The sequence below is a fragment of the Aquimarina sp. MMG016 genome, from assembly GCF_018100805.1.
Taxonomy (GTDB): domain Bacteria; phylum Bacteroidota; class Bacteroidia; order Flavobacteriales; family Flavobacteriaceae; genus Aquimarina.
The window spans coordinates 107,110-131,792 of the sequence record NZ_JAGJEA010000011.1 but is presented as its reverse complement, the minus strand read 5'-3'; the positions used below and the strand labels follow the sequence as shown (position 1 = coordinate 131,792).

Below are 24,683 nucleotides of genomic sequence, written 5' to 3'. Positions count from 1 at the left end.
TTAAGATAAACTTTTTTCGATAATAGGAATCGCGTCTTCAACATCAGTTTTTTTTACAAATAATTGAATGTGATCAGGAATTCCACCCCCAAAACCAGCTAGCATGCCAGATTTCATATCATCTCGGGTAATAGAATTAATACCTCTATCCTGAAGTAATGTTTGTAAAAACTGGACGTTTATTAAACTGCCTGTATATACTCGTTCATATTCGCTTTCGGGAAACATAATGTTTATGTTGTTTATGCATTAAAATATTTACTATTCCAGATAGCAGTATTAAAGTTTTTGCCCAATGCAAATCCATAAAATAACACCACGGCTGCAACCGATTTGAACATAAATAAAAATTCCATAATAAATATAGAAGTAGAATTCTGTTTGGTAAATAAACCATCCGGAATCATAAAAGTAAGTAAAAGACTGACAATAAAAGTAAGAATAAGTAAATTTTCAAAACTTTTAAAAAACCACATTATGCGTTTGCGTAGTGGATGCAAATCATTACCCCATTTATGTATTAAATAAAAATAATCGTTTCCTAAAGGAGCAAAAAGGAGAGGATCATCGGCATTTTCTAGTTTAAATAACTTAGAAGGAGCAATAATCTTAAAACCTTTAAGTTCTGTACCATGTCTTTTTTCTAATGATTTAATTTCGAAAAGAGCTTCTTTTGGTAGTTTACCTTTAAAATATTTTGAATTCAAAAAACGAAGCCTGTAATCAATACAGATCTTTTTGATTTGGTCAATGTGGTATATATTTTTGGTCTCAAGAAGATCAAAAACAAAATCATTAGCAGAAACTACAGTGTTATCTTCTAGATTTTTTAGAATTCTTTCTTTGTGTAGAGCATCTTTTTTTAAAACATTAGCTACTTGTGCAGCCCAAGTAGATTCATCAAAATTTTTAGCTCTAAGCTTATTCAGTTGATTTTGGATATTTGTTCTGGGAAGTATCATTTTTCTTTTCTTTAGCTCCACTAAATTAGGGATTTACGTTTAGGATTACAAGAAAGAAATAAAGTTAGGTTTAATTAGAATGATTAAAAATTGAATTAAAAAAGAGGTTGTCTGAATAGGCAACCTCTTTAATATTTAAAAGATTAAGTTTTTTTTAGAACTTATGAGATGAAATCAAATGATTTTTTTCATTGATAAATACTACGTTATCTATCTCATCAATAAGATAATTAGGGGTTTTATCTAATAACTCTATTTGTGTGTCATTAGTACCGGTTTTTTTATTAACCATATATATGAAATGCTTAGTACCTGCATCATTTTTTACCTTGCTCACTACAAATTTATGACTACGATTCTCTTTAGAGTTAGAGAACCTTGTTAATGTTACCTCAAAAACAGTTGACATGTTACCTTGTTCTGAGCCAGTATACATTCCTGCTACTACTGTAGAATTGCTTTTTCCGTCAGTTTGGTCTTCTGACCTCATATATACACCATTAGATAAAGCAGTTAAAGTATTAATATTGTCTAGAGAACCTTGTATGTCCAAATCAACACCTACTATATTTAATCCTGTTTGTGCCATTTTCAAGAAGCCATCTACAGAAGCAGCAGGGCGATAGTAATTAGTGTATTTTAGTTCCCCTGTAGGCGATAATAAGGATATGTGTTGATCTGCATGTAACAGATATCCTGTACCATCAATATATTCTGCTACTAAAGGTGTTTTTTTCTTTACTTCTTTTAACTCAACATCCTCCGCAAATAATTCTATATTTCCAGTGTTAAGGTCAAATTTATATCCTTTTTCATTTTCGAATAATACAACCTTATCTTCTTTTTCGTCATAGGTAACTGCAGGAATAGATTTGAATTTCACATCTTTATCCCAAACATCTTTTCCTTTTTCAAAATCTAAGATGTTTGATCTCTCTGTGGACACATACATAACTCCTTTGTTTGTAGGTGTTACATAATAAGAATATCCTTTTACTTTACTTCTCCATACTTTTTCACCTGCATCATTTACTAGAGCAATAGTTCCATCTTTTTCATCTTTACCAATGGCGATCATTCCTTTTTCATGAGGAATAACTTCATCCAAGAACTCAATTTTAAAACTTTTTTTCCATTTAAATTCGTTGGTTTGTGGATCAATGATGTTAAAACCTTCAGTTTCAACCAAAATTAAATTGTTTTTGTCATCTGGTCTAACATCAATTAGTGTGCCTCTTAGTTTTAGCTTTCCTGGAGTAATGTCTTCTCCATTAGACGGATTAAGAACAGTTAACACTTTAGATTTTCTAATACCTAGGTATAAACTGTTATTGATATCAGAATATACCAAAGCTTTGATTTTTTTATCTGCCTTATGATGCCATACTACTTCTCCAGAATTGATATTTAAAGCATAAATATCTTCTTTAAGGCCTACTATAATATTATTTTCCTTATTAAAATATGGGCCGTGATGTATAAAAGATGATTGTCCGAACTTTTCCAGTAAACCTTTAGTTTCTCCAAGTGGAGTGATCCAGTTTTTTTGCCAGGTTTTGAGACTGAATGACATTAGATTTCTTTCTTTACCTTTTACCAATTCGAATAGGATCATTCCTTTATCAGGCATTAATGAAAAATTTCTGATTTTGTAACCATCGTCTTTGGTATCAAATACAATATTTCCATTACTGGAATTAAGAATCAATCCACGAGTTTTTCCTCCTATGGATACATATTCTATGTAGAAAAGAGGCAAACCATCAATATTTAAAAAAGTATTCTTATCTATCGCTTTTAGTTCCTTATTGTGCCAGATGGTTTCTCCAGTAATATTATTTAGACCTACAAGTCCTTTAGCTCCGGAAGCAATTATGGTTCCATCATTTGCTTGTTTGATCCATCCAACTTCATACAAAGTTTCTTTTAAATCAACTTCCCATAATTTTTGCTGAGAAACAACAGATAGAATTGAAGCCATGCATAATATGACTATTAGGTAGATTTTTTTCATAGTTCGATTTAGGGTTTTGTTAAGATTTTTTTAACTTTTGCAAATGTGCAATAAAATTAAATGCAAAACAAATGAGTCTATTTAATTTAAGAATTGTTTAATGCAGATAATTAAGGAATTAGAATAAAAAATGCCTTTGAAATTATCAAAGGCATTTTTTGCAATTATTGTTTAAAGCTATATATGCTATCTTAATTCAGCACCTAGTTTGTTTTCAAAATTGTGCTGAAGCTTATTCATGATCTTGTCGATTTGTTTGTCAGTAAGTGTTTTATTTTCATCCTGAAGCGTAAAACTCACTGCGTAAGATTTTTTACCATCAGGTAAATTCTTACCTTGATAAACATCAAACAAGCTAATTTCTTTTAGTAATTGCTTTTCTGTTTGCTTAGCGATCATATGAATTTCTTCAAAACTTATAGCATTATCTAGTAACAAAGCAAAATCTCGACGTACTTCTGGGAATTTGGGTATATCTTTATATTTTACTTTATTATGTTTAGCGTATTCTAAAACATTATCCCAATTGAAATCTGCGTATAATACCTCTTGTGATATGGAAAAATGCTTTAGAACAGATTTCTTTACAATTCCAAAATCAACAAGTTTAGTTTTACCAAGGCTCAGGGATATTCCTTCAGAAAACAAGTCGTTTTTGATAGGAGAAGTTTTTAGTTTCTTTAAGCCTAAGCGCTCTAAAATTGTCATAACAATACCTTTCAGGTAAAAGAAATCGCTAGATTGTTGAGTTGTTTTCCAGCTTTCTTTTGCTCTGTTTCCAGAGGTAATAATACTTAGGTGTTTGTTTTCTATTCTTTCACTATTGTATTGATGATAGGTCTTTCCAAATTCAAATAATTTAAGATCAGCACGTTTTCTATTGATATTATAGGAAACTGCTTCTAAACCTGAAAATAGCATAGATTGTCTCATAACTGCTAAATCATTACTTAAAGGATTTAGCATTTCTACATTGTTTTCAGTTTTAAGCTGTTCGCTTAAGTTTATATACTCAGGACTAGTTAATGAATTTGCCATCATTTCATTAAACCCTTGACCAACCAATTGATTAGAGATGGTATTCTGAACGTTATTGTCAGAAAACTTATCAATATTAGCTATAGAAGCATTTAACTTTTGAGTAAAACCAATATTGTTATATCCATACACTCTAAGAATTTCTTCTATAACATCAGCTTCTCGTTGGACATCATTGCGATAAGCCGGAATTGTTAACCCCACACCGAGTTCAGTAAAGCTATTGATTTTTATATCTAAAGAAGTCAGGATATTCTTTATAGTATCTTGTGGTAGCTCTTCACCAATGAGTTTTTTAGTATTTTCAAAAGATAAAAACACCTGGAAATCCTCAATCTTTTTAGGATAAATATCCGTAATCTCACTTGATACATGTCCTCCAGCTATTTCTTTTATGAGAAGAGCAGCTCTTTTTAAAGCATATTCTGTAATATTAGGATCTATTCCGCGTTCGAATCTAAATGAGGCGTCTGTATTAAGTCCATGTCGTTTAGCCGTTTTACGAACACTAACCGGATTGAAATATGCTGATTCTAAGAAGATCGAAGTTGTTTTTTCTGTAACTCCTGAATTCATTCCGCCAAATACACCTGCAATACACAGTGGTTTTTTAGCATCACAGATCATCAGATCTTCCTTGTGTAATTCACGTTCTAGTTCATCTAGGGTAGTAAACTTAGTACCTGAAGCTAGTGTTTTGACCTCTATTTTGTTGCCTTCAATATAATCTGCATCAAAAGCGTGTAATGGTTGTCCTAACTCGTGCAGTACATAATTTGTGATATCAACTACATTATTCTTTGGAGTAATTCCGATTGCTTTAAGTCTGTGTTGTAACCATGTGGGAGATTCATCTACTTTTACTCCGGAAATAGTTACACCACAGTATCTTGGTGCAAGTTCTGAGTTTTCTACCTCGATATCAATTTTATGTAATCTGTTTTCTACATTAAAATTACTAACAGAAGGAGTGATTAATTCCATATTAATATCTTTCTGTAGAAGACCAGCTTTAAGATCACGAGCAGTTCCCCAGTGACTCATTGCATCAGCACGATTTGGTGTAAGCCCGATTTCAAAAATGTGATCATTTTCGATATCGAAGATTTCGGCAGCTGGAGTTCCTACTGCAAGATCAGCATCTAGAATCATAATCCCGTCGTGACTATTTCCTAGGCCCAATTCATCTTCTGCACAGATCATCCCGTGACTCTCTTCTCCGCGAATTTTACCTTTTTTGATCTTCCATTCTTTTCCCTCAGCATCATATAGTTTTGTGCCTATAGTAGCCACAGGAACTTTCTGTCCAGCGGCAACATTAGGAGCACCACAAACGATCGGAACCGGCTCGCCATTTCCTAAATCAACTTTAGTAACCTTTAGCTTATCTGCATTAGGATGTTTTTCGCAGCTTAATACTTGTCCTACAACTACACCTTCTAAACCACCTTTTATACTTTGATACGTTTCAATTCCTTCTACTTCCAACCCTAAATCAGTAAGTAATTCTCCTGTTTTTTCTGCGTCCCAGTCGAGGTTAATAAATTGTTTTAGCCAGTTATATGAAATTTTCATCTGTGATCTTTCTAAATTGAGCCGGTAAAGATAATATATTGGGTAGAGGTTACAAATAGTAAAAAGACCTTATCTTCAATAAAAAAGTGTATATTTATTTTATTATTAATTTTGCATTTGTATTATTGATATACTATTTACCCAAAACTACATTGAATATTAATTAAAAAGTTGAAAACATGAAATCGATCAGACTAGCATTTATCTTAGTTGTGGCCTTTTCTTTTGGACATCAAGGAATTTTTGCACAGGAAGAAACTGTACAAAATACAAAGGAAGTGGAGATGACAAAAGCAGAAAAAAATAGAATAAGACTGGAAGAGGCCAAGAAAAACCTAGCAAGAGAAAAAGAACTTCTGGCCATTGCTAAACAAGGAGGGATAGTTAATAAATCCTTATCACGTGAAGAAGTTAAAAAACAAGGTGGAATGCCTCCAAGAACTCCAGAAGAAATAAAGAGAAAAGAAGCAGAAATTGCAGAAACTGAAGAAAAAATTAAACAATCTGAAGCCGAGTTAAGAAAAAAAGGCGGTAATAAATAAAACCAAATGAACTAGAGTACTATCTTGTCTAAGATTTTACAAATTTTAATTTTAAAAAGTCCGGTAAGTTTTGAGTACCTTACCGGACTTTTTATTTTAAAACTTTGGTAATGAAAAAAAATAGCTTTCTCATATTATTAGTGTTTATCACTTTTGTTTCCTGTAAAGAAGATAATAAAAGGATTGATTTAGATTTTAAAAGTGGTCCTTGGCGTGCTACTTTAGAGGTTCAGGATAATGAACAATTACCATTTTTATTTGAAGTAATGGACGATCAAACGTTAAAGATTTTCAACGCAGAAGAAGAGATTGATGTTGATGAGGTGGAGATTAACGGAGATTCTATTACGATCAAGTTTCCTGTTTTTGAAGGCTATGTAGCGGGTAAGTTTGTGGATTCATTAACCATCTCTGGTAGCTTTATCAAAGAAAGTCTTGATAGAGTAGTGCCTTTTGAAGCAAAGTATGGAGAACAAGATAGGTTTGAGGTAACTTCAAGAGCTAAATATAAAATTACTGGTAATTGGGAAACAGTTTTTAGCCCCAATAATGAAGAAGATAGGTATATCGCAAAAGGCATTTTTAAACAAACTGGTAATGTAGTGACAGGGACCTTTAGAACCACTACAGGAGACTATCGTTATCTGGAAGGCGTTATGAATAATGACGAACTGAAATTATCTACATTTGATGGAGCGCATGCCTTTTTGTTTACTGCTAAGGTTACAGATAGTATTATCAATGGATATTTTTATTCAGGTAATCATTGGAAAGAGCCTTTTGTGGCAAAACGCAATGAGAATTATGTACTTCCTGCTGCTGATTCTTTTACATTTATAAAAGAAGGATATGATAAGTTAGCATTTAACTTTTCTGATATGGCAGGTAATATGATATCTTTAGATGATGAGAGGTTTAAAGATAAGGTGGTGTTAGTTCAGATTATGGGGACTTGGTGTCCTAATTGTATGGATGAAACTAAATATTATGTGGATTTCTATAATCGTAATAAAAACAAAAATGTAGAGATTGTGTCCTTAGCTTTTGAATATGCAAAGACTAAAGAAAAAGCTTTTAAGTCTATAGAAAGATTAAAGAAAAAATTAAAAGTAGATTATCCAATTCTACTGGCTCAATTCGGTACTTCTAATAAACAAAAAGCTCAGGAAAAACTTCCAATGTTAAATCATGTGTTATCATACCCAACTACTATTTTTATTGATAAAAAAGGAGAAGTCCGTAAAATTCACACAGGTTTTAATGGTCCGGCTACGGGGCAGAAATATTTAGATTTCAAGAAAGATTTTGAAAGTTTTGTTAATCAGCTGTTAAATGAATAATGTTGATTAACAATCAATTGTGACTTTAGGTAGTAGTTTAACACTACGGTAACACTAGGATTGATAATTACCGCTTAATATTGTTAAGGGCAGAACTCTACTTTGCCTATATAGTGATAGTAATTAATCAAAAACAGTTAGTCATGAAGCAATCCCAATTAATTACAACATGCATTGCCGCCGCAATGATGTTGTTAACGTCTCACACAAATGCTCAGCTCCAAACACCCGAAGGAAGTCAGCGTGCTCAGGTTACTCAGCGTGTTGGAATTACAGACATAACCATAGATTATGGTAGGCCAAGCGTAAAAGATCGCGAAATCTGGGGCAAATTGGTTCCTTATGGATATAACAACCTTGGATTTGGAACAGCAACCGCAGCACCTTGGAGAGCTGGAGCAAATAATAACTCCACTATAAAGTTTACCCATGATGTAAAAGTAGAAGGAAAAGATATTAAAGCAGGTATATATGGTTTGCATGTTGCGGTTAAAGAAGATGGCGGAGCCACAGTAATATTTTCCAAAAATGCCACCTCCTGGGGGAGTTATTTTTATGATCAAAAAGAAGATGCTTTACGAGTAGATGTTAAGACCAAAGAAGTACCGCATACAGAAACGTTAACTTTTTTATTTCCTTCTTATGAAGCTAATAGCACAGTAGCAGTGCTGCGATGGGAGAAAAAAGAAATTCCTTTTAATATTGAAGTTGATGTGAAAAATATTGTAATGACAGGAATTAAAAATGACCTCAGAGGTAATAAGGGTTTTACACAATCTAATTGGGACAATGCAGCCAATTATGCTTTTAATGCTGGAGAATTAGATCAGGCACTAGAATGGGTGAATGGTTCTATAACTGGTAATTTTTTTAGCAAAGAAACCTTTGGAAATCTTTCTTTAAAGTCACAGATCCTGGCAAAACAAGGAAAAATAAATGAAGCCATGGTTCTAGTAGATAAGGCTGCAAAGCTCGGTAATGCAACTCAGGTATTTCAATTAGGAAATGGCCTTATTGGTCAAGGACAAAAAGACAAGGCATTAGAGGTTTTAAAAAATAATGTAAAAGTTAATAATGGGGCTTGGCCTTCTAATTATGGATTGGCTAGAGCATATTCTGCAACCGGAGATTATAAAAATGCCATTAAATCTATTAATGTAGCTATGAATAATGCTCCGGAAAGATTTAAAGGAAGATTATCTGGTGAGTTAGAGAAACTTAAAAAAGGAGAGGATATAAATTAAGTAAGTGAAACTCTATTTTGAAAATCCGCTCTAAGGCGGAACATTCAAAATAGTAAGTTGAACTTATTCCGTTGTAGAACGGGATCCATAACAATATGATTTTAGTTTTGAAAATCTGCTCTAACCTGGTGCATTCAAAATAATAAGTTGAACTTATCTAGCAGCTGAATAATATATATAAAGTCAGCTTTATTTATAAAATTCGCTAAAGTTTTAAGATAACAAAAGGGTTTAGAAAATTTCTAAACCCTTTTGTTATGAATATGAGAATATAAAGGTTAATATTTTTAGTGTACTTTATAACGACTCTTTTATGACCAATATCATATAGTCAATATTTCTTATTACTGTATCTTTGCATCACCAAATTTATATACATGAGTAAAGCCGTTTATATTGCTACTATAGAACCTAATAGTGGTAAATCACTTGTCGTTTTAGGAATGATGAGAATGCTCCTGGGTAAGGTTGCTAAGGTCGGGTACTTCAGACCTATTATTGATGATCCCAAAGAAGGAGAAGTTGATAATCATATTAATACAGTAATTTCACATTTTGAATTAGATATTAATTTCAAAAACGCTTTTGCTTTTACCAGAAGTGAAGTGCTTCAGAAATATAACGAAGGTAAATCAAATCAGGTTATTGATATAATCATTCAGAAATATAAAAACCTGGAAGAAAAGTTTGATTTCATCCTTGTAGAAGGAACAGATTTTTCTGATGAAGGCAGTATCATAGAGTTCGATATCAATGTTATTATAGCTAAAAACCTTGGAATACCCGCAGTTATAGTTGCAAGTGGCACAGACGAAACGAATGAAGAAATTGTGGGTAATATTAAATTGGCTTACGATACTTTTCATGGAAAGGATGTTGATGTGCTTGCTCTAGTAAGCAATAAGGTTAATGAGGGTTGCGAAGAAAAATTAAGAGCAGCACTCGAAATGAGTTTTGACAATGGAGTAGAACAAATCATTATTCCTAAGGTAGATGCTTTAAGTAATCCTACAATCAAAGAAATTGTAAAAGAGTTAGATGGTAAAGTACTTTTTGGCAAGGAATTTTTGAATAACCAGGCAGGGAGCTTTGGAGTTGGCGCGATGCAGCTGCGTAACTATCTTACCCACCTTAAAGATAATAGTTTAGTTATCACACCAGGAGATCGAGCAGATATCATTCTTGGAGTATTACAAGCCAATATATCTAATAATTACCCGAAAATTTCCGGGATTATCCTCACTGGCGGAATTATTCCTGAGGAATCTATTCTTAAGCTGATAGAAGGTGTTTCGCTGTCATTCCCTATTATTTCTGTAAATTCAGGAACATTTTCGATTACCAATAGGATTGGAGCAATCAAGTCTAAAATATACGCAGATAATCCACAAAAGATTATTACATCGATAAGCACTTTTGAAAAGTATGTAAATGAAGATGCTTTAGCAGAAAAGTTGGTTACTTTTAAAACAGATGGTATTACACCTAGTATGTTTCAATATAAATTATTGCGACGTGCATTACAGCATAAAAAACATATTGTATTGCCCGAAGGTTCTGATGAAAGAATTCTGAGAGCAACATCCAGATTGATTGCAACTGATGTAGTGGATATTACTTTAATCGGAAACGAAACTAAAATCAAAAATAAGGCTACCAAGTTGGACATTCCGATTGATTTTGATAAAGTCAATATCGTTTTTCCTACTGAATCCGAACACTTTGATGATTATGTACAGACATTTTATGAATTACGAAAACATAAAAATGTAAATCTGGATATGGCAAAGGATATGATGGCTGATGTATCCTATTTTGGTACAATGATGATTTATAAAGGCCATGCCGACGGGATGGTTTCTGGTGCAATACATACCACACAGCATACTATTCGCCCAGCATTACAGTTTATCAAGACCAAACCTGGAGTAAAAGTAGTGTCTTCAGTGTTTTTTATGTGTTTGGAGGATAGAGTTTCTGTATTTGGTGATTGTGCAATAAACCCGAATCCTAATGCCGAGCAGTTAGCAGAGATTGCGATGTCATCGGCACATTCGGCAGCAGCTTTTGGTATTGAGCCTAAAGTAGCTATGTTATCTTATTCTTCTGGGACTTCTGGTAAAGGAGCAGATGTAGACATTGTGAGATCTGCAACGGCAATTGTAAAAGAAAAACAGCCTGAGCTTAAGATTGAAGGACCAATACAATACGATGCAGCTGTAGATATGAAAGTTGGTAAAAGCAAATTACCGGATTCTGAAGTTGCCGGTCAGGCGAGTGTGTTGATATTTCCGGATCTGAATACTGGAAACAATACATACAAAGCTGTTCAGCGAGAGACAGGAGCACTAGCCATTGGACCTATGTTACAAGGATTGAATAAACCTGTGAATGACTTGAGTAGAGGGTGTACGGTAGATGATGTTTATAATACAGTTATTATTACAGCGATTCAAGCACAGGGTTTATAAAATAAAATAAATTAAAGAAAACAGAGCATACAGTAAAAGGTTAAACATCTTTTTATCTTTATTCTCTTACCTATATTCTTATTATAAATATATGCAAATACTAGTATTAAACTCAGGTAGTTCATCTATTAAGTTTCAATTATTCCAAATGCCCGAAGCAAAAGTTATTTGTACCGGTTTGGTAGAACGCATCGGTTTAGAAAATGCCGTAATTACTTATAAAACTGATGATCATAAAATTGAAGAAGTAACAAGTATTAATACTCATAAGGTTGGTTTACAGCTTATCGCAAAATATTTAATGAGTAAAGAAGTAGGAGTAATACAATCCGCTTCAGAGATCCAAGTAGTTGGGCATAGAGTGGTACACGGCGGCAGTACTTTTTCTAAAACAGTAGAAGTCACTTCTGAAGTAAAACAAAAAATTGATAAGCTTTCTGCTCTGGCACCATTGCACAACCCTGCTAATCTCCAAGGTATTTTGGTAGCCGAAGAAATTTTTCCTCAGGCGAAACAAGTAGCGGTATTCGATACTGCTTTTCATCAAACTATACCTGTTGAAGCTTATAAATATGCCATTCCTAATAGGTTTTTGGATGAAAATAATATCAGAGTATATGGTTTTCATGGAACTAGTCATAAATATGTTTCTGAAAAAGCAATTGAATTTTTAGGTAAAGAAAGCTCCAAGATTATCTCGATACATTTGGGTAATGGTTGTAGTATGACTGCTGTAAAAGATGGAAAGAGTATAGATCATACCTTGGGATTTGCTCCTATGAATGGTCTGATTATGGGTACTCGTTCAGGTGATATTGATCCGGCCGTAATATTTTATATGGTAAACTCACTTGGGTACTCGTTAGATGAGGTAAATACCTTGTTACAGAAAGAAAGTGGAATGCTTGGACTTACCGGGTATAGTGATTTACGGGATATAGAAGCCGAAGCAGAAAAAGGAAACAACGACTGCTTATTAGCTTTGCAAATGAACGCTTATCGAATTAAGAAGTTCATAGGTTCTTATACCGCAGTCATGAATGGATTGGATGCTATTGTATTTACAGCTGGAATAGGTGAGAACTCTGATGTGATAAGAAAAATGGTGTGTACTGATATGGAATTTTTCGGTGTTGAATTGGATAAAGAAAAGAATTCAATTCGTTCTAAAGAGATCAGAGATATAAGTACATCTTCTTCTAAAGTGAATATTGTAGTCATTCCTACCAATGAAGAGCTGGAAATAGCAAAACAATCTTACAAATTATATATATAAAGAAGCTGAAAAGCTAATTTTTCAATTCTAGGGGTCAGAAAATAATTCCTCTAGCCCATTAGATGCATTAAATCCAACTCTTTTGTAATTGTTAATTAACTTCTCAGACTTCTAATAGTTTTAAGCAAAGATACAACGCCCCCATCGGTCACAGTAACCTGGTTCGCAGAAACTTTGTCCTCCAAAACTGATCAGGCAACCGCTTCTGCTTGGGCAACAAGTAGCTCTAAATGAAGCTCCTTTGACTTGCTTTTGTTGCTCTTTGGTTAATTTTTGAATTCCAGCTAAATCTAAAATTTTCTTCATATGTGCGAATATTTAAGTTGATACTTAAATTTAACTCAAAATATTGTAAATCATATATGTAAAACACGTTAAACAATTGCGGTTTTAGTGGTTTAAGAGCATATAAAATGGCAAGCTAATACAGCTTGCCATTCTTTTACTTTAAAATTTAATGTTTCTTAAGCAAGAATACAAATCCAAGGTCTATATCGATCACAATAGCCAGCTTCGCAGAAGCTTCCGCCAGGGTAACTAATTTGACACCCTCTTCCATTCGGGCAGCAAGAGATAGATATTCCTGCTCCCTTAATAGTTCCCTGTTCTGCTCTGCTTAACTTTTGAACTCCTTCAAGTTTTAAGATTTTTTTCATTTTGTGTAATATATTTAAGTTAGTACTTAAATTTAGTTTAAAATTATGTATTGTAACTATGTGAAAAACATATAATTATTAAGGTAAATACCTTGATTTTGGAAAATTCCAATCTTCACCTTACAATCAAAGGAGTATATTTCTTACAGTTACGTAAGAAATAACTTATTAACTGTTTTTTAATTTTGTAATAAGTTGTTTTTTAATGATTTACAAGTTTTTTTTGATATAAATATCAGGTTATCAACAGTCTAGGTAACGATTTGGTAACATTGGGGACTAGCAAGTTTGTTAAAATACTTATAGCTTAGAACTCGTTTTATAATACTAACTCACAACACAATGAAAAAAATACTACTAGGCGTGGTATTGACTATTTCTGCTTTTGGATTTAGTCAGGTGCCAACGTATTACAACGATGTTAACTTAACTTTATCCGGGCAGGCTTTGCAGAATGAACTAGCTACCAAAGTAACAAATACTCATACTACTTTTTTATCGTATACTCCCGGGGTTTGGGATGCTCTAAAGCAAACGGATTTAGATCCGACTAATTCATCCAGGGTGATTTTGATTTATGGTTATAATGATACCGATGGAAACTCTAATACTGATAGGACGAGGGGAGTAAACAATAATGGAGGAGGTACTACGGATTGGAATCGTGAACATACATATCCAAAATCGTTAGGAAACCCTAATCTAGGTACATCAGGACCTGGAGCAGATGCGCATCATTTAAGACCGTCTGATGTCAGCAGGAATTCTTCTCGTGGGAATAGAAAATTTGCTGATGGATCAGGTAATTCTGGAGCTACCGCCCAGGGACATTGGTATCCTGGTGATGAATTTAAAGGTGATATTGCCAGAATGATGATGTATATGTACATTCGATATGGTAATCAATGTTTACCAACTAATGTTGGTATAGGAGCTGCAACTACAAGTGATAGCAATATGCTTCAGTTATTCCTAGAATGGAACGTGGAAGATCCTGTTTCGCAATTAGAATTACAAAGAAATCCACTTCTAGAAAACATCCAGGGTAATAGAAATCCATTTATCGATAATCCGGCTTTTGCCACACAAATTTGGGGAGGACCCCAGGCAGAAGATAGATTTGGTAATACAGGTGGAGGTAGTGATACTCAAGCCCCAACCAGTCCTGGTAATTTAGTAGCTTCTAGTACAACTCAGACGACCACACAGTTATCTTGGGAGGTGTCTACAGATAATGTAGGTGTAACCGGTTATAATGTGTACAGAAACAATTCGCTATTGACTTCGGTTACTAGTACTAATTACAATGTTTCCGGTTTATCAGCTAATACAACATATTCATTTTATGTTAGAGCAAAAGATGCTGCTGGTAATTTATCTATACTAAGTAATACGATTAGTGTAACTACAGAAAATAACTCTGGTGGAGGAAATACGCTTTGTAATACTACTATTACTTCATTTCCTTATACAGAAGGTTTAGAAAGTGGTTTTGGAGGATGGGTACAATCTGGATCATCAGATGATTTTGATTGGATAAGACGTTCAGGAGCAACACCATCAAACAATACAGGCCCAAGTTCTGCCTCTTTAGGTTCCTACTATATGTATATGGAGTCTTCTAGCCCAAACTATTCTAATAAAAGAGCGATATTGTATTCTCCTTGTTTTGATCTTACTAATGCTTCTCAAGCTACATTTTCTTTTAAATATCATATGTATGGTGCTTCTAATATGGGGAGTTTAGCTTTAGAGTTAAGTTTGGATGGTACTACCTGGACATCTATATGGAGTAAGTCTGGTAATCAAAATAATTCCTGGAAAACAGCAAGTATTAATTTAACGAGTTATTTAGGTGAAAAAATACAACTACGTTTTAATGGTATAACCGGAACTACCTGGCAGGGGGATATGGCCGTAGATACTATAGATCTTTCTACTTCCAGCGGTGGAGGAAGTAGTGATGTAAATCTCAGAATTACATTTGATAATTATCCTGAGGAAACGAGTTGGGAGATAAGGAATGATAGTAATCAAATCATATACTCAGGAGGAACTTATGGTTCTCAGGCCGATGGTTCCACAATTAATTTATCTAGAACTTTAGATACAGGTTGTTATACATTAATAGTTAATGATGCCTATGGAGATGGTATTTGCTGTACTTATGGTAATGGTTCTTATGCACTAACAGATACTGGAAATGGTGACGTTTTAGCTTCAGGAGGAGCTTTTGGATCACAAGACAATAAAAATTTCTGTGTAGGTTCCTCTGCAAAAAATGTTTCACAAAATGTTTTGAATAAAAACATAGAACAAAACATATCACTATTTTATCATTACCCTAACCCAGTACGAAATAATCTTTTTATTAAGATGAAAGATACTGATAATGTATCTTATAAAGTTATAAATCGTATAGGGCAGATTATTAAGGAAGGAAAATTAACAAATGATACAATATCATTAAATACTTTACCTTCTGGATTATATTTTATTTCCTTATCCAAAAATGGACAGACAATGACTAAAAAGTTTACAAAAAAGTAGTAAAATAAAAGTATTTATAAACGTCACTTATTTAGAGTGGCGTTTTTTGTTTTCTAAAGTTTGGTACTTTCAATTTTTAGTACACCAGGCAAGTTATTAATAGTGGATTTTTTTAACAAAATATTTACACTTTTTTAATCTTGCAAGAAGGAATTGGAAGAAAACCATAATTTTTCATGAGGTTTTTAAGTAAAAATAATATAAAATGAAATAGTTTTTCTTCTTTTTTCCTAGTCAAAATTACACTTTATCGATGTTTTTGTTGTTTTTAACTAGTTCTTTCTAATAAATATTTCATTTTAAAATTAGGTGTAATTTTCCCCATTTTTAAGATATAATCATCACTTTGCTTTATATGTTAAAGAGTATAGGGGATATATCCCTTTTATTATTACGGTAAAACCACAATGAAAATCTGTAGTTTGTTTGTAAATTAGTTTCAGGCTTAAGAGATGTAGCTTTTTATGTATTAATAAATATAATTATTACTATATGATTTTACTTAAAATTACATCTTGTATTTATGATTTGTAATGCGCGATAAATCATAAAATATTTTAACATTAAGATTAAAAAAACATAAGTTGAAACATAATAGTTATGAAGCTTTTTTCTTACGTTTTTTATCCTTTCGCACAACACTCTTAAAACTCATTAAAACTGTAAGAATATTCACAGTAATTTATCTTACTAAAATCAATTTGTATACATACCTATGAATACAGATTTGATTACCGATAATGTAAAAAGAATGCTATGAAAAAGAAAAATTAGTTATGAGTGTATCTGCAAATTTTAATACGTTTTGTGACAACTTGACCATTTCAGAAGAGAAACAGGCTATAATTTCTCTTAGGTTTAATTCTATATGCGAAAAATTGAATAAGGTATATTGGAATTTGAATTCTACTTATGGTGGAATATATATTGGAAGTTATGGAAGGCGGACTGTAAACTCGTGGGCAAACGAAGTAGAAATGATGTTTGAAATGCCCATTGCTTTAAAGCAGAAAGTAGAAAGCTATGGAACAAACGTTCAGTCCGCTTTTCTTAATGACGTTAGAGAGCGTATTTCAGAAATTTACCCTAGTGCAGTGGTTGATAAGGAAAAAAATACCGTTGCGGTCATTTTTTCTGATAAACTTAAGATTCATGTATTACCAGTTTTTAGAGATAAACGCGAAGTTTATCTAAAGGCAGATCTAAGTTCTGGAGGCAGTTGGAAGATGTTTGATCCAATATCAGAAGTGAAAGCTATTAATCTGGGTAATCAAATAACAAACAATAATCTACAACAGTTGTGTAAAATGATTCATTCCTGGAAAAGGAATTGCAATGTACCAATTAAAGATGTCCTTCTGGATACATTTGCTTATGATTTTTTGATGCAATGGCAGCATAGAAATTGTCATTATAAAAATTATGATTTAATGTGTGTGGAGTTTTTTGAATATTTAAAAAACCAAAAGCCTTCTAAGATTTCTTGGGAAGTTTTAGGTAGTGGACGAGTAATAAAAAACGTTGAAAATTTTAGGTACAAGGCAATAGTAGCTTATTATAACACAAAAAATGCAATCGATCTGCAACGAAAAAATAAATACTGGAAGTCAAGACAAAAATGGCGAGAAATATTTGGTAATAAATTTCCAGAATCTATATTGTTAGAAAACCAGATAAAAAAGCTGTGTCAAAAAGTAGAACGTTTTCATAAGGCAGAATTGAAATGCGCTAATATACTTAGGCAAAAAGGATATATAAGTAAGGCTACTCAGGTGTTTTTTGCAACCATGATTGTAATAGGTCTGATGATTATAGGAAATACTGATGATTTTAATTTAGGCGTTATTGTTTTTGGAGTTTCTGTAATGCTATTTGTTTTTAACTTATATGTGCAAAGGTTTAATTTTAGTACTGTTATCAGAAAACATAAAGAATCAGCTATAGAGTTGTTAGATATTCAGAAACAATATAGAAATTTGTTATATGAGCTCAATAATAAAAACACTAATGTAGCAATCTTAAGAGAGAAAAAAGAAGTGTTACAAAGTAGATTGAGAGGTGTGTATTCAGGGACATCAGTTTTTATTAGCAAAACATATCTTGAAACTTCTAAGATCTTTAATAGGCCACATGAAATTTCTGATGAATCATCAGTGCCTTTACATCCGAAAATTAAAGTTCCTATTTGGCAAGGAAATAAATTTTTTATGGAACAACAAGAACAGAACCTTTTAGGAAATCAATAATAATATCTTATTATATTGAATATGATATAAATTCTACTTTCATCTATTTTTTTGAATTAGATTAAGACTAATTTTGTGCTTAATTGTTCGTAAAAGTAATACTCACAGATATGGAATTGGTTCTAAGACCTTGGAAAATGGATGATCTGGAAAACTTAGTTGTTTATGCTAATAATTATAAAATAGCGAGAAACTTAACTAATAAATTTCCGTATCCATATACAGAAGAGGATGGTGTACGTTTTATAAATTATACCCTAGAAGATAAAACTGCACATATTTTTGCCATCGAAATTAATGGTGAAGTCTGTGGTGGAATTGGTTTACATCCTCACACTGATGTAGAATGTAAGAATGCTGAGTTGGGATATTGGTTGGCAGAACCTTTTTGGGGCAGAGGGATTATGACTCAAGCTATAAAAGAGATAATAGATTATGGTTTTGCAAAGATTGATATTAATAGAATTTTTGCAAGGCCATACGGAAGTAATATTGGATCACAAAAAGTATTAGAGAAAACAGGTTTTAAACTGGAAGCCAGATTTGAAAAAACGTTTTTTAAGTTTGGAGAATATGAGGATGAGTTAGTGTATGCGGTAAGAAAGGAAGATTATTAATTAATTTTTATAATCTAGCTAATATAATTCCAGATATTCTTGTGTTTTGCTAATTGCTGATATGTATACAGTAATACTTTATTCTTTTCTTTAGCTAGAGAAGGGTCTTCGCTTAAAATTTTCATTGCATAGTGTCTTGCTGTTTTGAGTATATCATTATCTCTAACAATATCAGCGATTTTTAGATTTAATACACCACTTTGTTGTGTTCCCATAATATCACCTGGCCCTCTTAGTTTTAAGTCAACTTCTGCAATATCAAACCCATCATTGGTACGCACCATCGTTTCTAGTCTGGTTTTACTATCCGCAGAAAGTTTATGACTAGTCATTAGAATACAAAAACTTTGCTCGGCACCACGACCCACGCGCCCTCTTAATTGATGTAATTGTGATAGTCCAAAACGTTCAGCACTTTCTATAATCATAACACTAGCATTAGGAACATTGACACCTACTTCGATTACGGTTGTAGCAACCATAATCTGAGTTTCACCTTTTACAAAACGTTCCATCTCATAATCTTTATCAGCAGGTTTCATTTTACCGTGCACAATAGAAATTTGATATTCAGGAGCAGGGAAGGAACGAGCAATGCTTTCATAGCCATCCATCAAATCTTTATAATCCATAGCTTCGGATTCCTGTATTAAAGGATATACAATATAGATTTGTCGTCCTTTTTTGATTTCATCTGCGATGAACTTAAATACTTTTAGACGATTACTGTCATATCTGTGTACCGTCTTAATAGCTTTACGACCAGGTGGTAATTCATCGATGATCGAGATATCCAGATCACCATATAAACTCATAGCTAATGTTCTGGGTATTGGTGTTGCTGTCATTACTAAAATATGTGGAGGATAGGTATTTTTATGCCAAAGTTTAGCACGTTGAGCTACGCCAAATCGATGTTGTTCATCAATAATTGCTAATCCAAGATTTTTAAATTTTACTTTATCTTCTAGTATCGCATGGGTGCCTATCAAAATATGTAATGTTCCTTCTTCTAATTCCTGATGGATTTCACGACGTTCTTTTGCAGTAGAACTTCCCATTAATAATTTTACATTAATATCCAGATCTTTAGTAAGTTCTGTTATTCCCATGTAATGCTGATTTGCCAGAATTGCAGTGGGAGCCATTAAACATGCCTGAAAATCATTATCTATAGCCAATAACATCGTCATTAATCCCACAATTGTTTTACCAGAGCCTACATCTCCTTGTAGTAATCGATTCATCTGGGCACTGCTGCCAATATCATTGCGTATTTCTTTAATAACACGTTTCTGAGCATTAGTGAGTTCAAAGGGTAAATGATTTTTATAAAAATTATTGAAGTATTCTCCAACTTCTGTAAATGGGAAGCCTTTGATCTTTTGTTTTCGAATTAGCTTTTTGGTAATAAGCTGTAATTGAATATAAAATAACTCTTCGAATTTTAGCCTGAATTGAGCTTTTGATAATAAATCCTGGCTCTTCGGAAAATGAATATTAAAAACAGCTTCGCTTTTAGAAATTAATTTTAATTCTTCTAGAATTTCAGAAGAAAGCGTATCATAAAACCTGACTTTGGTTTCTACAAACAGTTGTTGCATCATTTTCATCACCACTCGATTGGTGACTCCTTTATTAGAAAGCTTTTCTGTAGATGGGTAGACCGGTTGCATCGCAGTTCTCAGATTTTGTTCATGTTCAGATAGCAGTTCCATCTCCGGATGTGGCATACTAAAGCCATTATAATATTTGGTTTTCCCAAAAATCACATAAGTAGTATTTAACTTTAGATTGTCTCTAATCCATTTATGGCCTCTAAACCACACCAATTCCATTTCTCCGGTATCATCAATGAATTTAGCAACTAGTCTTTTACCACGTTTCTGTTCTACAGTTTTTAGATGTACAATTTTTCCGATGATTTGCACTTCTGCAGAATTACGTTGTAATTGATTGATTTTGTAGTATTGCGTCTTATCGATATATCTATTCGGAAATAAGTTGACCAGATCTTGATATGTATGAATCCCTAATTCTGATCTCAAAAGAGAAGCTCTCGATGGCCCAACACCTTTTAGATAATCAATTGGAGTTTGTAAAATATTCGGATTCATTATAACGAATATAGTATTTATTAAAATATAGTTCAAAGCAAAATTTGCCACATAACCGTGTTAAATTCGTTATTTTGGCAGAACATTTGATTAGAAATGAATATGCGAATTATTTTATATGTGTTTTTATGTTGTATTTCCTTCGGAAGTATGGCGCAGCAATTGGATTCAGTGGATTTTCTTAAGGCTAAAGCTGAAGTGAAAATTACTGCTAAAACCAAAACTGTAAAAGGAAAAGTAAGATATACCTTCAAAATACTAAAACCTGAATCCTCCATTTATATAGATGCACAACAAATGCAAATAGAAAGTGTGCTTTTGGATGGTAAGAAGCCTGAGTTTACTTATGATAAAAAGAAACTATTTATAGCTTCAGATTTTAAGATAAATTCTACCCATGAAGTAGTTGTAACATATAGAGCTAAACCAAGAAAAGCATTATATTTTATAAAGGATTATCAAGGTAATGATCAGATCTGGACACAAGGACAAGGGAAATATACTTCTAATTGGCTGCCAAGTCTCGATGATATGAATGAAAAAGTAGAGTTTGACCTTACGATCAATTATCAAAAAGGATATGAGGTTATTGCCAATGGGAAACTTACCAAAGTTGAAGCTGTAAATGACTCTATCCAAAGCTGGCAATATGATATGCAAAAGCCCATGAGTAGTTATTTAGTAGCATTTGCAATTGGTAAATACGAAAAAGTAGTGGAGACTTCTGCAAGTGGAATCCCTTTGGAAATGTATTACTATCCTGAAGACAAAGAAAAAGTAGAGTATACTTATAAAGATAGCAAGCGAATATTTGATTTTTTTGAAAAAGAGATTGGTGTTGCATATCCTTGGCAAAATTACAAGCAAATTCCGGTAAAGGATTTTTTATATGCAGGTATGGAAAACACGGGTGCTACTATCTTTTCTGATGCTTTTGTAGTGGATAAGATTGCATTTAGTGATCGAAATTATATCAATATTAATGCTCATGAACTTGCACATCAATGGTTTGGGAATTTAGTAACAGAGACCGAAGGGACGCATCATTGGCTTCAGGAGGGGTTTGCAACTTATTACGCGCTGTTGGCTGAAAAAGAAATTTTTGGAGAAGATTATTTTCTTTATAAACTATATGAGAGTGCAGAACAGCTCACAGAATTATCTAAGACTTCTAATGCTACTTCTTTATTGAATCCAAATGCAAGTTCGCTGACTTTTTATGAAAGAGGAGCCTGGGCGATTTATGCACTTAGAAACTTAATAGGAGAGACTAGTTTTAAGATTACCATTCATAATTACCTAGAAAAACATAAATTCCAAAATGCAAATACGGATAATTTCTTTGCCATTGCTGAAGAAGTTAGTGGTAAGGATTTGTCCGAATTTAGAAAATTATGGTTAGAAAATGTAAAGTTTCCATCCAAGGAAGCACTGGATATTTTAACTAAATCTGAGTTTATTAAAAAATACCTGAGTTTAGCAGGAGAGCGAACCCAACCACTAGCTGGTAAATGGGGAGTATTAGCTAAGTCATTGGATTTTCCAGTAAATGATTATATAGGGCAGGAGGTGATTTACCAATTATCTGGAGACACTTCGCAAGAAGCTATAGCACTTTATGATAAGGCTTTTGAGACCAATAATATTTTTGTTCGTCAAGCAATTGCGAATACGATGAGTGCTATTCCTCGAGGCCTCAAGGATCAATATGAATCTTTGTTAAAAGATGATTCTTATGCGACTATAGAGCCTGCATTATATCATCTTTGGGCGAATTTCCCTAAGGAAAGAAAAAAATATTTAGAAGACACTAAGGATATTTTAGGTTTTAATGACAAGAATATTCGAATACTCTGGTTGGTATTGGCACTTAGTACAGAAAATTACCAGACTGATAAACATCAGCAGTTTTATAATGAATTATCTGGTTATACTTCGTCTGATTACCATTTTACTACTAGAGAGAATGCTTTTACTTATTTAGAAAGCCTGAACGCTTTTTCTGATCAATCTTTAACTGATCTTGTAGATGGAGCTACTCACTATAACTGGAGATTTAGAGATACGTGTAGAAAAATTTTGAATAATTTATTAAAGAAAGAAAAATATAAAAAGAAATATGTAGTTTTAAAGGACAGTTTGCCGAAGGATCAACAAGATTTTTTACAAAAAAAGTTAACCCCATAACTGTCGTCTATGCGTGCATTAGTAATTTCTGGAGGAGGAAGTAAAGGAGCCTTTGCAGGAGGTGTTGCACAATATTTAATCAATGATTTAGGGAAAAAGTATGATTTGTTCCTTGGGACATCTACAGGAAGTCTTTTAGTATCTCATTTGGCGTTATCCAAACTTGAAGAAATTAAACATTTTTATACATCAGTTAACCAATCTTCAATATTTAGTAATTGTCCTTTTATTATTAAAAAGAAAAGAGGGTATATCAATATCAGTATCAATCATTTTAATGTATTGCGAAATCTATTAAAGAAAAGAAAATCTTTTGGAGATAGTAGTAATCTTAGAGATTTAATCGCAAGTGCTATTTCTATTGAAGACTTTGAGATATTAAAATCAGAATCGGTAGATGTAATTGTTACGGTGACTAATCTTTCTACAAATGAAGTGGAATACAAGTTGTTAAAAGATTGTGAGTACGAAGATTTTTTAGATTGGATCTGGATATCGTGTAATTATCCACCTTTTATGAGTTTAGTGCGAAAAAATAATTGTGATTATGTGGATGGAGGTTTGGGTTCTATGGTTCCTATCGAAGAAGCAATTAAGAGAGGAGCCACAGAGCTAGATGTAATTGTTTTAGAAACCGAAGTCAATTATCTAAATCGTATGCCAACTAAAAACCCTTTTTCTTTGATAACAAATATGGTAAATTTTATGATGGATAAAATCGAAGTACAAAATATTAGAATAGGTAAGTATCATGCTATGCAAAAGGATGTAACTATGGATTTATATTATACTCCAACTGTATTAACTACAAATTCATTAGTTTTTGATAAAGAAAAGATGACGGAATGGTGGGCAAATGGTTATAAATTTGCCAAGCAAAAAAATAATTCTAATCCTTTATAATATAAGTATGAGAGCATTGGTAATTTCTGGAGGCGGTAGTAAAGGAGCTTATGCTGGTGGTGTTGCACAATATTTGATGCAGGAGCAAGGAAGGGAGTATGATCTTTTCCTAGGGACTTCTACAGGTAGCCTTTTGATTCCACATCTGGCATTGGGCAATATTGATAGAGTATATGATATTTATACTAACGTTACCCAAAAAACTATTTTCAATGTTAACCCGTTTGTGGTTCGTAAAAAAGGAAACAGAGAGTTTGTATCTATAAACTTTTTCTCATCGTTATGGCAGTTTTTAAAGAAAAAACGAACATTTGGTGAAAGTAAAAACCTAAGACGGAGTATACGTAGGAGCTTTTCTGAAGCAGATTTTTTGGCCGCTCGAAAACAAGTAAAGGATGTGGTGGTTACTGTATCTAATCTAACCAAAAACAGGACAGAATATAAATCAATTAATGATTTCTCTTATGAAGATTTTTGTGATTGGATTTGGATATCTTGTAATTATGTGCCTTTTATGAGTTTGGCAACCAAAAACAATTGTGAATATGCCGATGGCGGCTTTGGTTGTATGGTGCCTATTCGAGAGGCAATAAAACGAGGAGCAACAGAAGTTGATGCTATTATTCTTGAGTCTGAGAATATGGAATATCAAAAAGTATTAGGCAAAAACCCATTTTCTTTAATGGTAAATTTATTTAGTTATATGCTTGATCAGGTAGAAGGTCATGATACAGTATTGGGCAAATTAGCAGCTACTCATAAGGATGTAGCTTTAAATTTATATTACACACCATCTAAACTTACTGAAAATTCACTAGTGTTTAATAAAAAACTAATGCGTAATTGGTGGCGACAGGGTTTTGAATATGCAGAGCAAAAAGCTAAACAAGCTGAAGAGAATAAGCTTAAGGATATTGATATGGCAGGTTAGAGTAACTATGCCTT

General features: G+C 32.9%; 18 protein-coding genes. 11 read left to right on the top strand and 7 right to left on the bottom strand.

Going from position 1 to position 24,683, the window contains the following annotated elements; genetic code table 11:
• The 4 genes from J8M14_RS18065 to pheT form a co-directional block, all read right to left on the bottom strand.
• On the bottom strand, nucleotides 1-228 hold the full coding sequence (locus J8M14_RS18065) for a DUF2007 domain-containing protein (protein WP_211076226.1): 228 nt from the start codon (nucleotides 226-228) through the stop codon (nucleotides 1-3).
• A 14-nt stretch (nucleotides 229-242) separates the two neighbouring features.
• On the bottom strand, nucleotides 243-962 hold the full coding sequence (locus J8M14_RS18060) for a hypothetical protein (RefSeq protein WP_211076225.1): 720 nt from the start codon (nucleotides 960-962) through the stop codon (nucleotides 243-245).
• 154 nt (nucleotides 963-1,116) lie between these two features.
• Entirely contained in the window at nucleotides 1,117-2,976 is a 1,860-nt protein-coding gene (locus tag J8M14_RS18055; RefSeq protein ID WP_211076224.1) for a PQQ-binding-like beta-propeller repeat protein, read from the bottom strand.
• Between the two features lie 186 nt (nucleotides 2,977-3,162).
• Entirely contained in the window at nucleotides 3,163-5,589 is a 2,427-nt protein-coding gene (gene pheT, locus J8M14_RS18050; protein ID WP_211076223.1) for a phenylalanine--tRNA ligase subunit beta, read from the bottom strand.
• 179 nt (nucleotides 5,590-5,768) lie between these two features.
• Between pheT and J8M14_RS18045 the strand changes: the two genes are divergently transcribed.
• From J8M14_RS18045 to J8M14_RS18025, 5 genes are all read left to right on the top strand, one after another.
• Nucleotides 5,769-6,131: a hypothetical protein gene (locus J8M14_RS18045; RefSeq protein ID WP_211076222.1), complete on the top strand. Its 363-nt coding sequence runs from the start codon at nucleotides 5,769-5,771 to the stop codon at nucleotides 6,129-6,131.
• A gap of 110 nt (nucleotides 6,132-6,241) precedes the next feature.
• The gene (locus J8M14_RS18040) at nucleotides 6,242-7,471 is read left to right on the top strand and encodes a TlpA disulfide reductase family protein (RefSeq protein WP_211076221.1); all 1,230 of its coding nucleotides are present in this window, start codon (nucleotides 6,242-6,244) and stop codon (nucleotides 7,469-7,471) included.
• A 143-nt stretch (nucleotides 7,472-7,614) separates the two neighbouring features.
• Nucleotides 7,615-8,715, top strand: a complete 1,101-nt coding sequence (locus J8M14_RS18035) for a DUF2911 domain-containing protein (protein WP_211076220.1) — start codon at nucleotides 7,615-7,617, stop codon at nucleotides 8,713-8,715.
• Nucleotides 8,716-9,092: 377 nt separating this feature from the next.
• On the top strand, nucleotides 9,093-11,186 hold the full coding sequence (gene pta / locus J8M14_RS18030; RefSeq protein WP_211076219.1) for a phosphate acetyltransferase: 2,094 nt from the start codon (nucleotides 9,093-9,095) through the stop codon (nucleotides 11,184-11,186).
• 91 nt (nucleotides 11,187-11,277) lie between these two features.
• Nucleotides 11,278-12,462 carry an acetate kinase gene (locus tag J8M14_RS18025; RefSeq protein WP_211076218.1) on the top strand — a complete coding sequence of 395 codons (1,185 nt, stop codon included), beginning with the start codon at nucleotides 11,278-11,280 and terminating at the stop codon, nucleotides 12,460-12,462.
• Between the two features lie 120 nt (nucleotides 12,463-12,582).
• Here J8M14_RS18025 and J8M14_RS18020 read toward each other — a convergent pair whose 3' ends face one another.
• Together J8M14_RS18020 and J8M14_RS18015 are read right to left on the bottom strand one after the other, a co-directional pair.
• Complete coding sequence (locus J8M14_RS18020) at nucleotides 12,583-12,768, bottom strand: hypothetical protein (RefSeq protein ID WP_211076217.1); 186 nt, start codon at nucleotides 12,766-12,768, stop codon at nucleotides 12,583-12,585.
• A gap of 158 nt (nucleotides 12,769-12,926) precedes the next feature.
• Entirely contained in the window at nucleotides 12,927-13,118 is a 192-nt protein-coding gene (locus tag J8M14_RS18015) for a hypothetical protein (protein ID WP_211076216.1), read from the bottom strand.
• Nucleotides 13,119-13,460: 342 nt separating this feature from the next.
• Here J8M14_RS18015 and J8M14_RS18010 point away from each other — a divergent pair, with 342 nt between their 5' ends.
• The 3 genes from J8M14_RS18010 (at nucleotide 13,461) to J8M14_RS18000 (ending at nucleotide 18,531) form a co-directional block, all read left to right on the top strand.
• Complete coding sequence (locus tag J8M14_RS18010) at nucleotides 13,461-15,668, top strand: endonuclease (RefSeq protein ID WP_211076215.1); 2,208 nt, start codon at nucleotides 13,461-13,463, stop codon at nucleotides 15,666-15,668.
• A gap of 776 nt (nucleotides 15,669-16,444) precedes the next feature.
• Nucleotides 16,445-17,914: an SLATT domain-containing protein gene (locus J8M14_RS18005; protein ID WP_211076214.1), complete on the top strand. Its 1,470-nt coding sequence runs from the start codon at nucleotides 16,445-16,447 to the stop codon at nucleotides 17,912-17,914.
• A 110-nt stretch (nucleotides 17,915-18,024) separates the two neighbouring features.
• A complete protein-coding gene (locus J8M14_RS18000; protein ID WP_211076213.1) occupies nucleotides 18,025-18,531 on the top strand; it encodes a GNAT family protein in 507 nt (168 codons plus the stop codon).
• A 14-nt stretch (nucleotides 18,532-18,545) separates the two neighbouring features.
• Here the strand turns inward: J8M14_RS18000 and recG are convergent, their stop codons facing one another.
• Nucleotides 18,546-20,648, bottom strand: coding sequence for an ATP-dependent DNA helicase RecG (gene recG, locus J8M14_RS17995; RefSeq protein WP_211076212.1), 2,103 nt, complete (start codon nucleotides 20,646-20,648; stop codon nucleotides 18,546-18,548).
• Between the two features lie 102 nt (nucleotides 20,649-20,750).
• Here recG and J8M14_RS17990 point away from each other — a divergent pair, with 102 nt between their 5' ends.
• Genes J8M14_RS17990 through J8M14_RS17980 form a run of 3 tightly spaced genes read left to right on the top strand, consistent with a single transcriptional unit; the run spans nucleotide 20,751 to nucleotide 24,669 of the window.
• Complete coding sequence (locus J8M14_RS17990) at nucleotides 20,751-22,835, top strand: M1 family metallopeptidase (protein WP_211076211.1); 2,085 nt, start codon at nucleotides 20,751-20,753, stop codon at nucleotides 22,833-22,835.
• A gap of 9 nt (nucleotides 22,836-22,844) precedes the next feature.
• Nucleotides 22,845-23,738, top strand: coding sequence for a patatin-like phospholipase family protein (locus tag J8M14_RS17985; protein WP_211076210.1), 894 nt, complete (start codon nucleotides 22,845-22,847; stop codon nucleotides 23,736-23,738).
• A gap of 7 nt (nucleotides 23,739-23,745) precedes the next feature.
• Entirely contained in the window at nucleotides 23,746-24,669 is a 924-nt protein-coding gene (locus J8M14_RS17980; protein WP_211076209.1) for a patatin-like phospholipase family protein, read from the top strand.
• Nucleotides 24,670-24,683 lie beyond the last annotated feature (14 nt).

Coding starts and splice junctions, on each gene's coding strand:
- J8M14_RS17980 (WP_211076209.1), top strand. CDS start 23,746: ATGAGAGCATTGGTAATTTCTGGAGGCGGTAGTAAAGGAGCTTATGCT.
- J8M14_RS18000 (WP_211076213.1), top strand. CDS start 18,025: ATGGAATTGGTTCTAAGACCTTGGAAAATGGATGATCTGGAAAACTTA.
- pta (WP_211076219.1), top strand. CDS start 9,093: ATGAGTAAAGCCGTTTATATTGCTACTATAGAACCTAATAGTGGTAAA.
- J8M14_RS18005 (WP_211076214.1), top strand. CDS start 16,445: ATGAGTGTATCTGCAAATTTTAATACGTTTTGTGACAACTTGACCATT.
- J8M14_RS18025 (WP_211076218.1), top strand. CDS start 11,278: ATGCAAATACTAGTATTAAACTCAGGTAGTTCATCTATTAAGTTTCAA.
- recG (WP_211076212.1), bottom strand. CDS start 20,648: ATGAATCCGAATATTTTACAAACTCCAATTGATTATCTAAAAGGTGTT.
- J8M14_RS18020 (WP_211076217.1), bottom strand. CDS start 12,768: ATGAAGAAAATTTTAGATTTAGCTGGAATTCAAAAATTAACCAAAGAG.
- J8M14_RS18010 (WP_211076215.1), top strand. CDS start 13,461: ATGAAAAAAATACTACTAGGCGTGGTATTGACTATTTCTGCTTTTGGA.
- J8M14_RS18060 (WP_211076225.1), bottom strand. CDS start 962: ATGATACTTCCCAGAACAAATATCCAAAATCAACTGAATAAGCTTAGA.
- J8M14_RS18065 (WP_211076226.1), bottom strand. CDS start 228: ATGTTTCCCGAAAGCGAATATGAACGAGTATATACAGGCAGTTTAATA.
- J8M14_RS18045 (WP_211076222.1), top strand. CDS start 5,769: ATGAAATCGATCAGACTAGCATTTATCTTAGTTGTGGCCTTTTCTTTT.
- J8M14_RS18015 (WP_211076216.1), bottom strand. CDS start 13,118: ATGAAAAAAATCTTAAAACTTGAAGGAGTTCAAAAGTTAAGCAGAGCA.
- J8M14_RS18035 (WP_211076220.1), top strand. CDS start 7,615: ATGAAGCAATCCCAATTAATTACAACATGCATTGCCGCCGCAATGATG.
- J8M14_RS17985 (WP_211076210.1), top strand. CDS start 22,845: ATGCGTGCATTAGTAATTTCTGGAGGAGGAAGTAAAGGAGCCTTTGCA.
- J8M14_RS18040 (WP_211076221.1), top strand. CDS start 6,242: ATGAAAAAAAATAGCTTTCTCATATTATTAGTGTTTATCACTTTTGTT.
- pheT (WP_211076223.1), bottom strand. CDS start 5,589: ATGAAAATTTCATATAACTGGCTAAAACAATTTATTAACCTCGACTGG.
- J8M14_RS17990 (WP_211076211.1), top strand. CDS start 20,751: ATGCGAATTATTTTATATGTGTTTTTATGTTGTATTTCCTTCGGAAGT.
- J8M14_RS18055 (WP_211076224.1), bottom strand. CDS start 2,976: ATGAAAAAAATCTACCTAATAGTCATATTATGCATGGCTTCAATTCTA.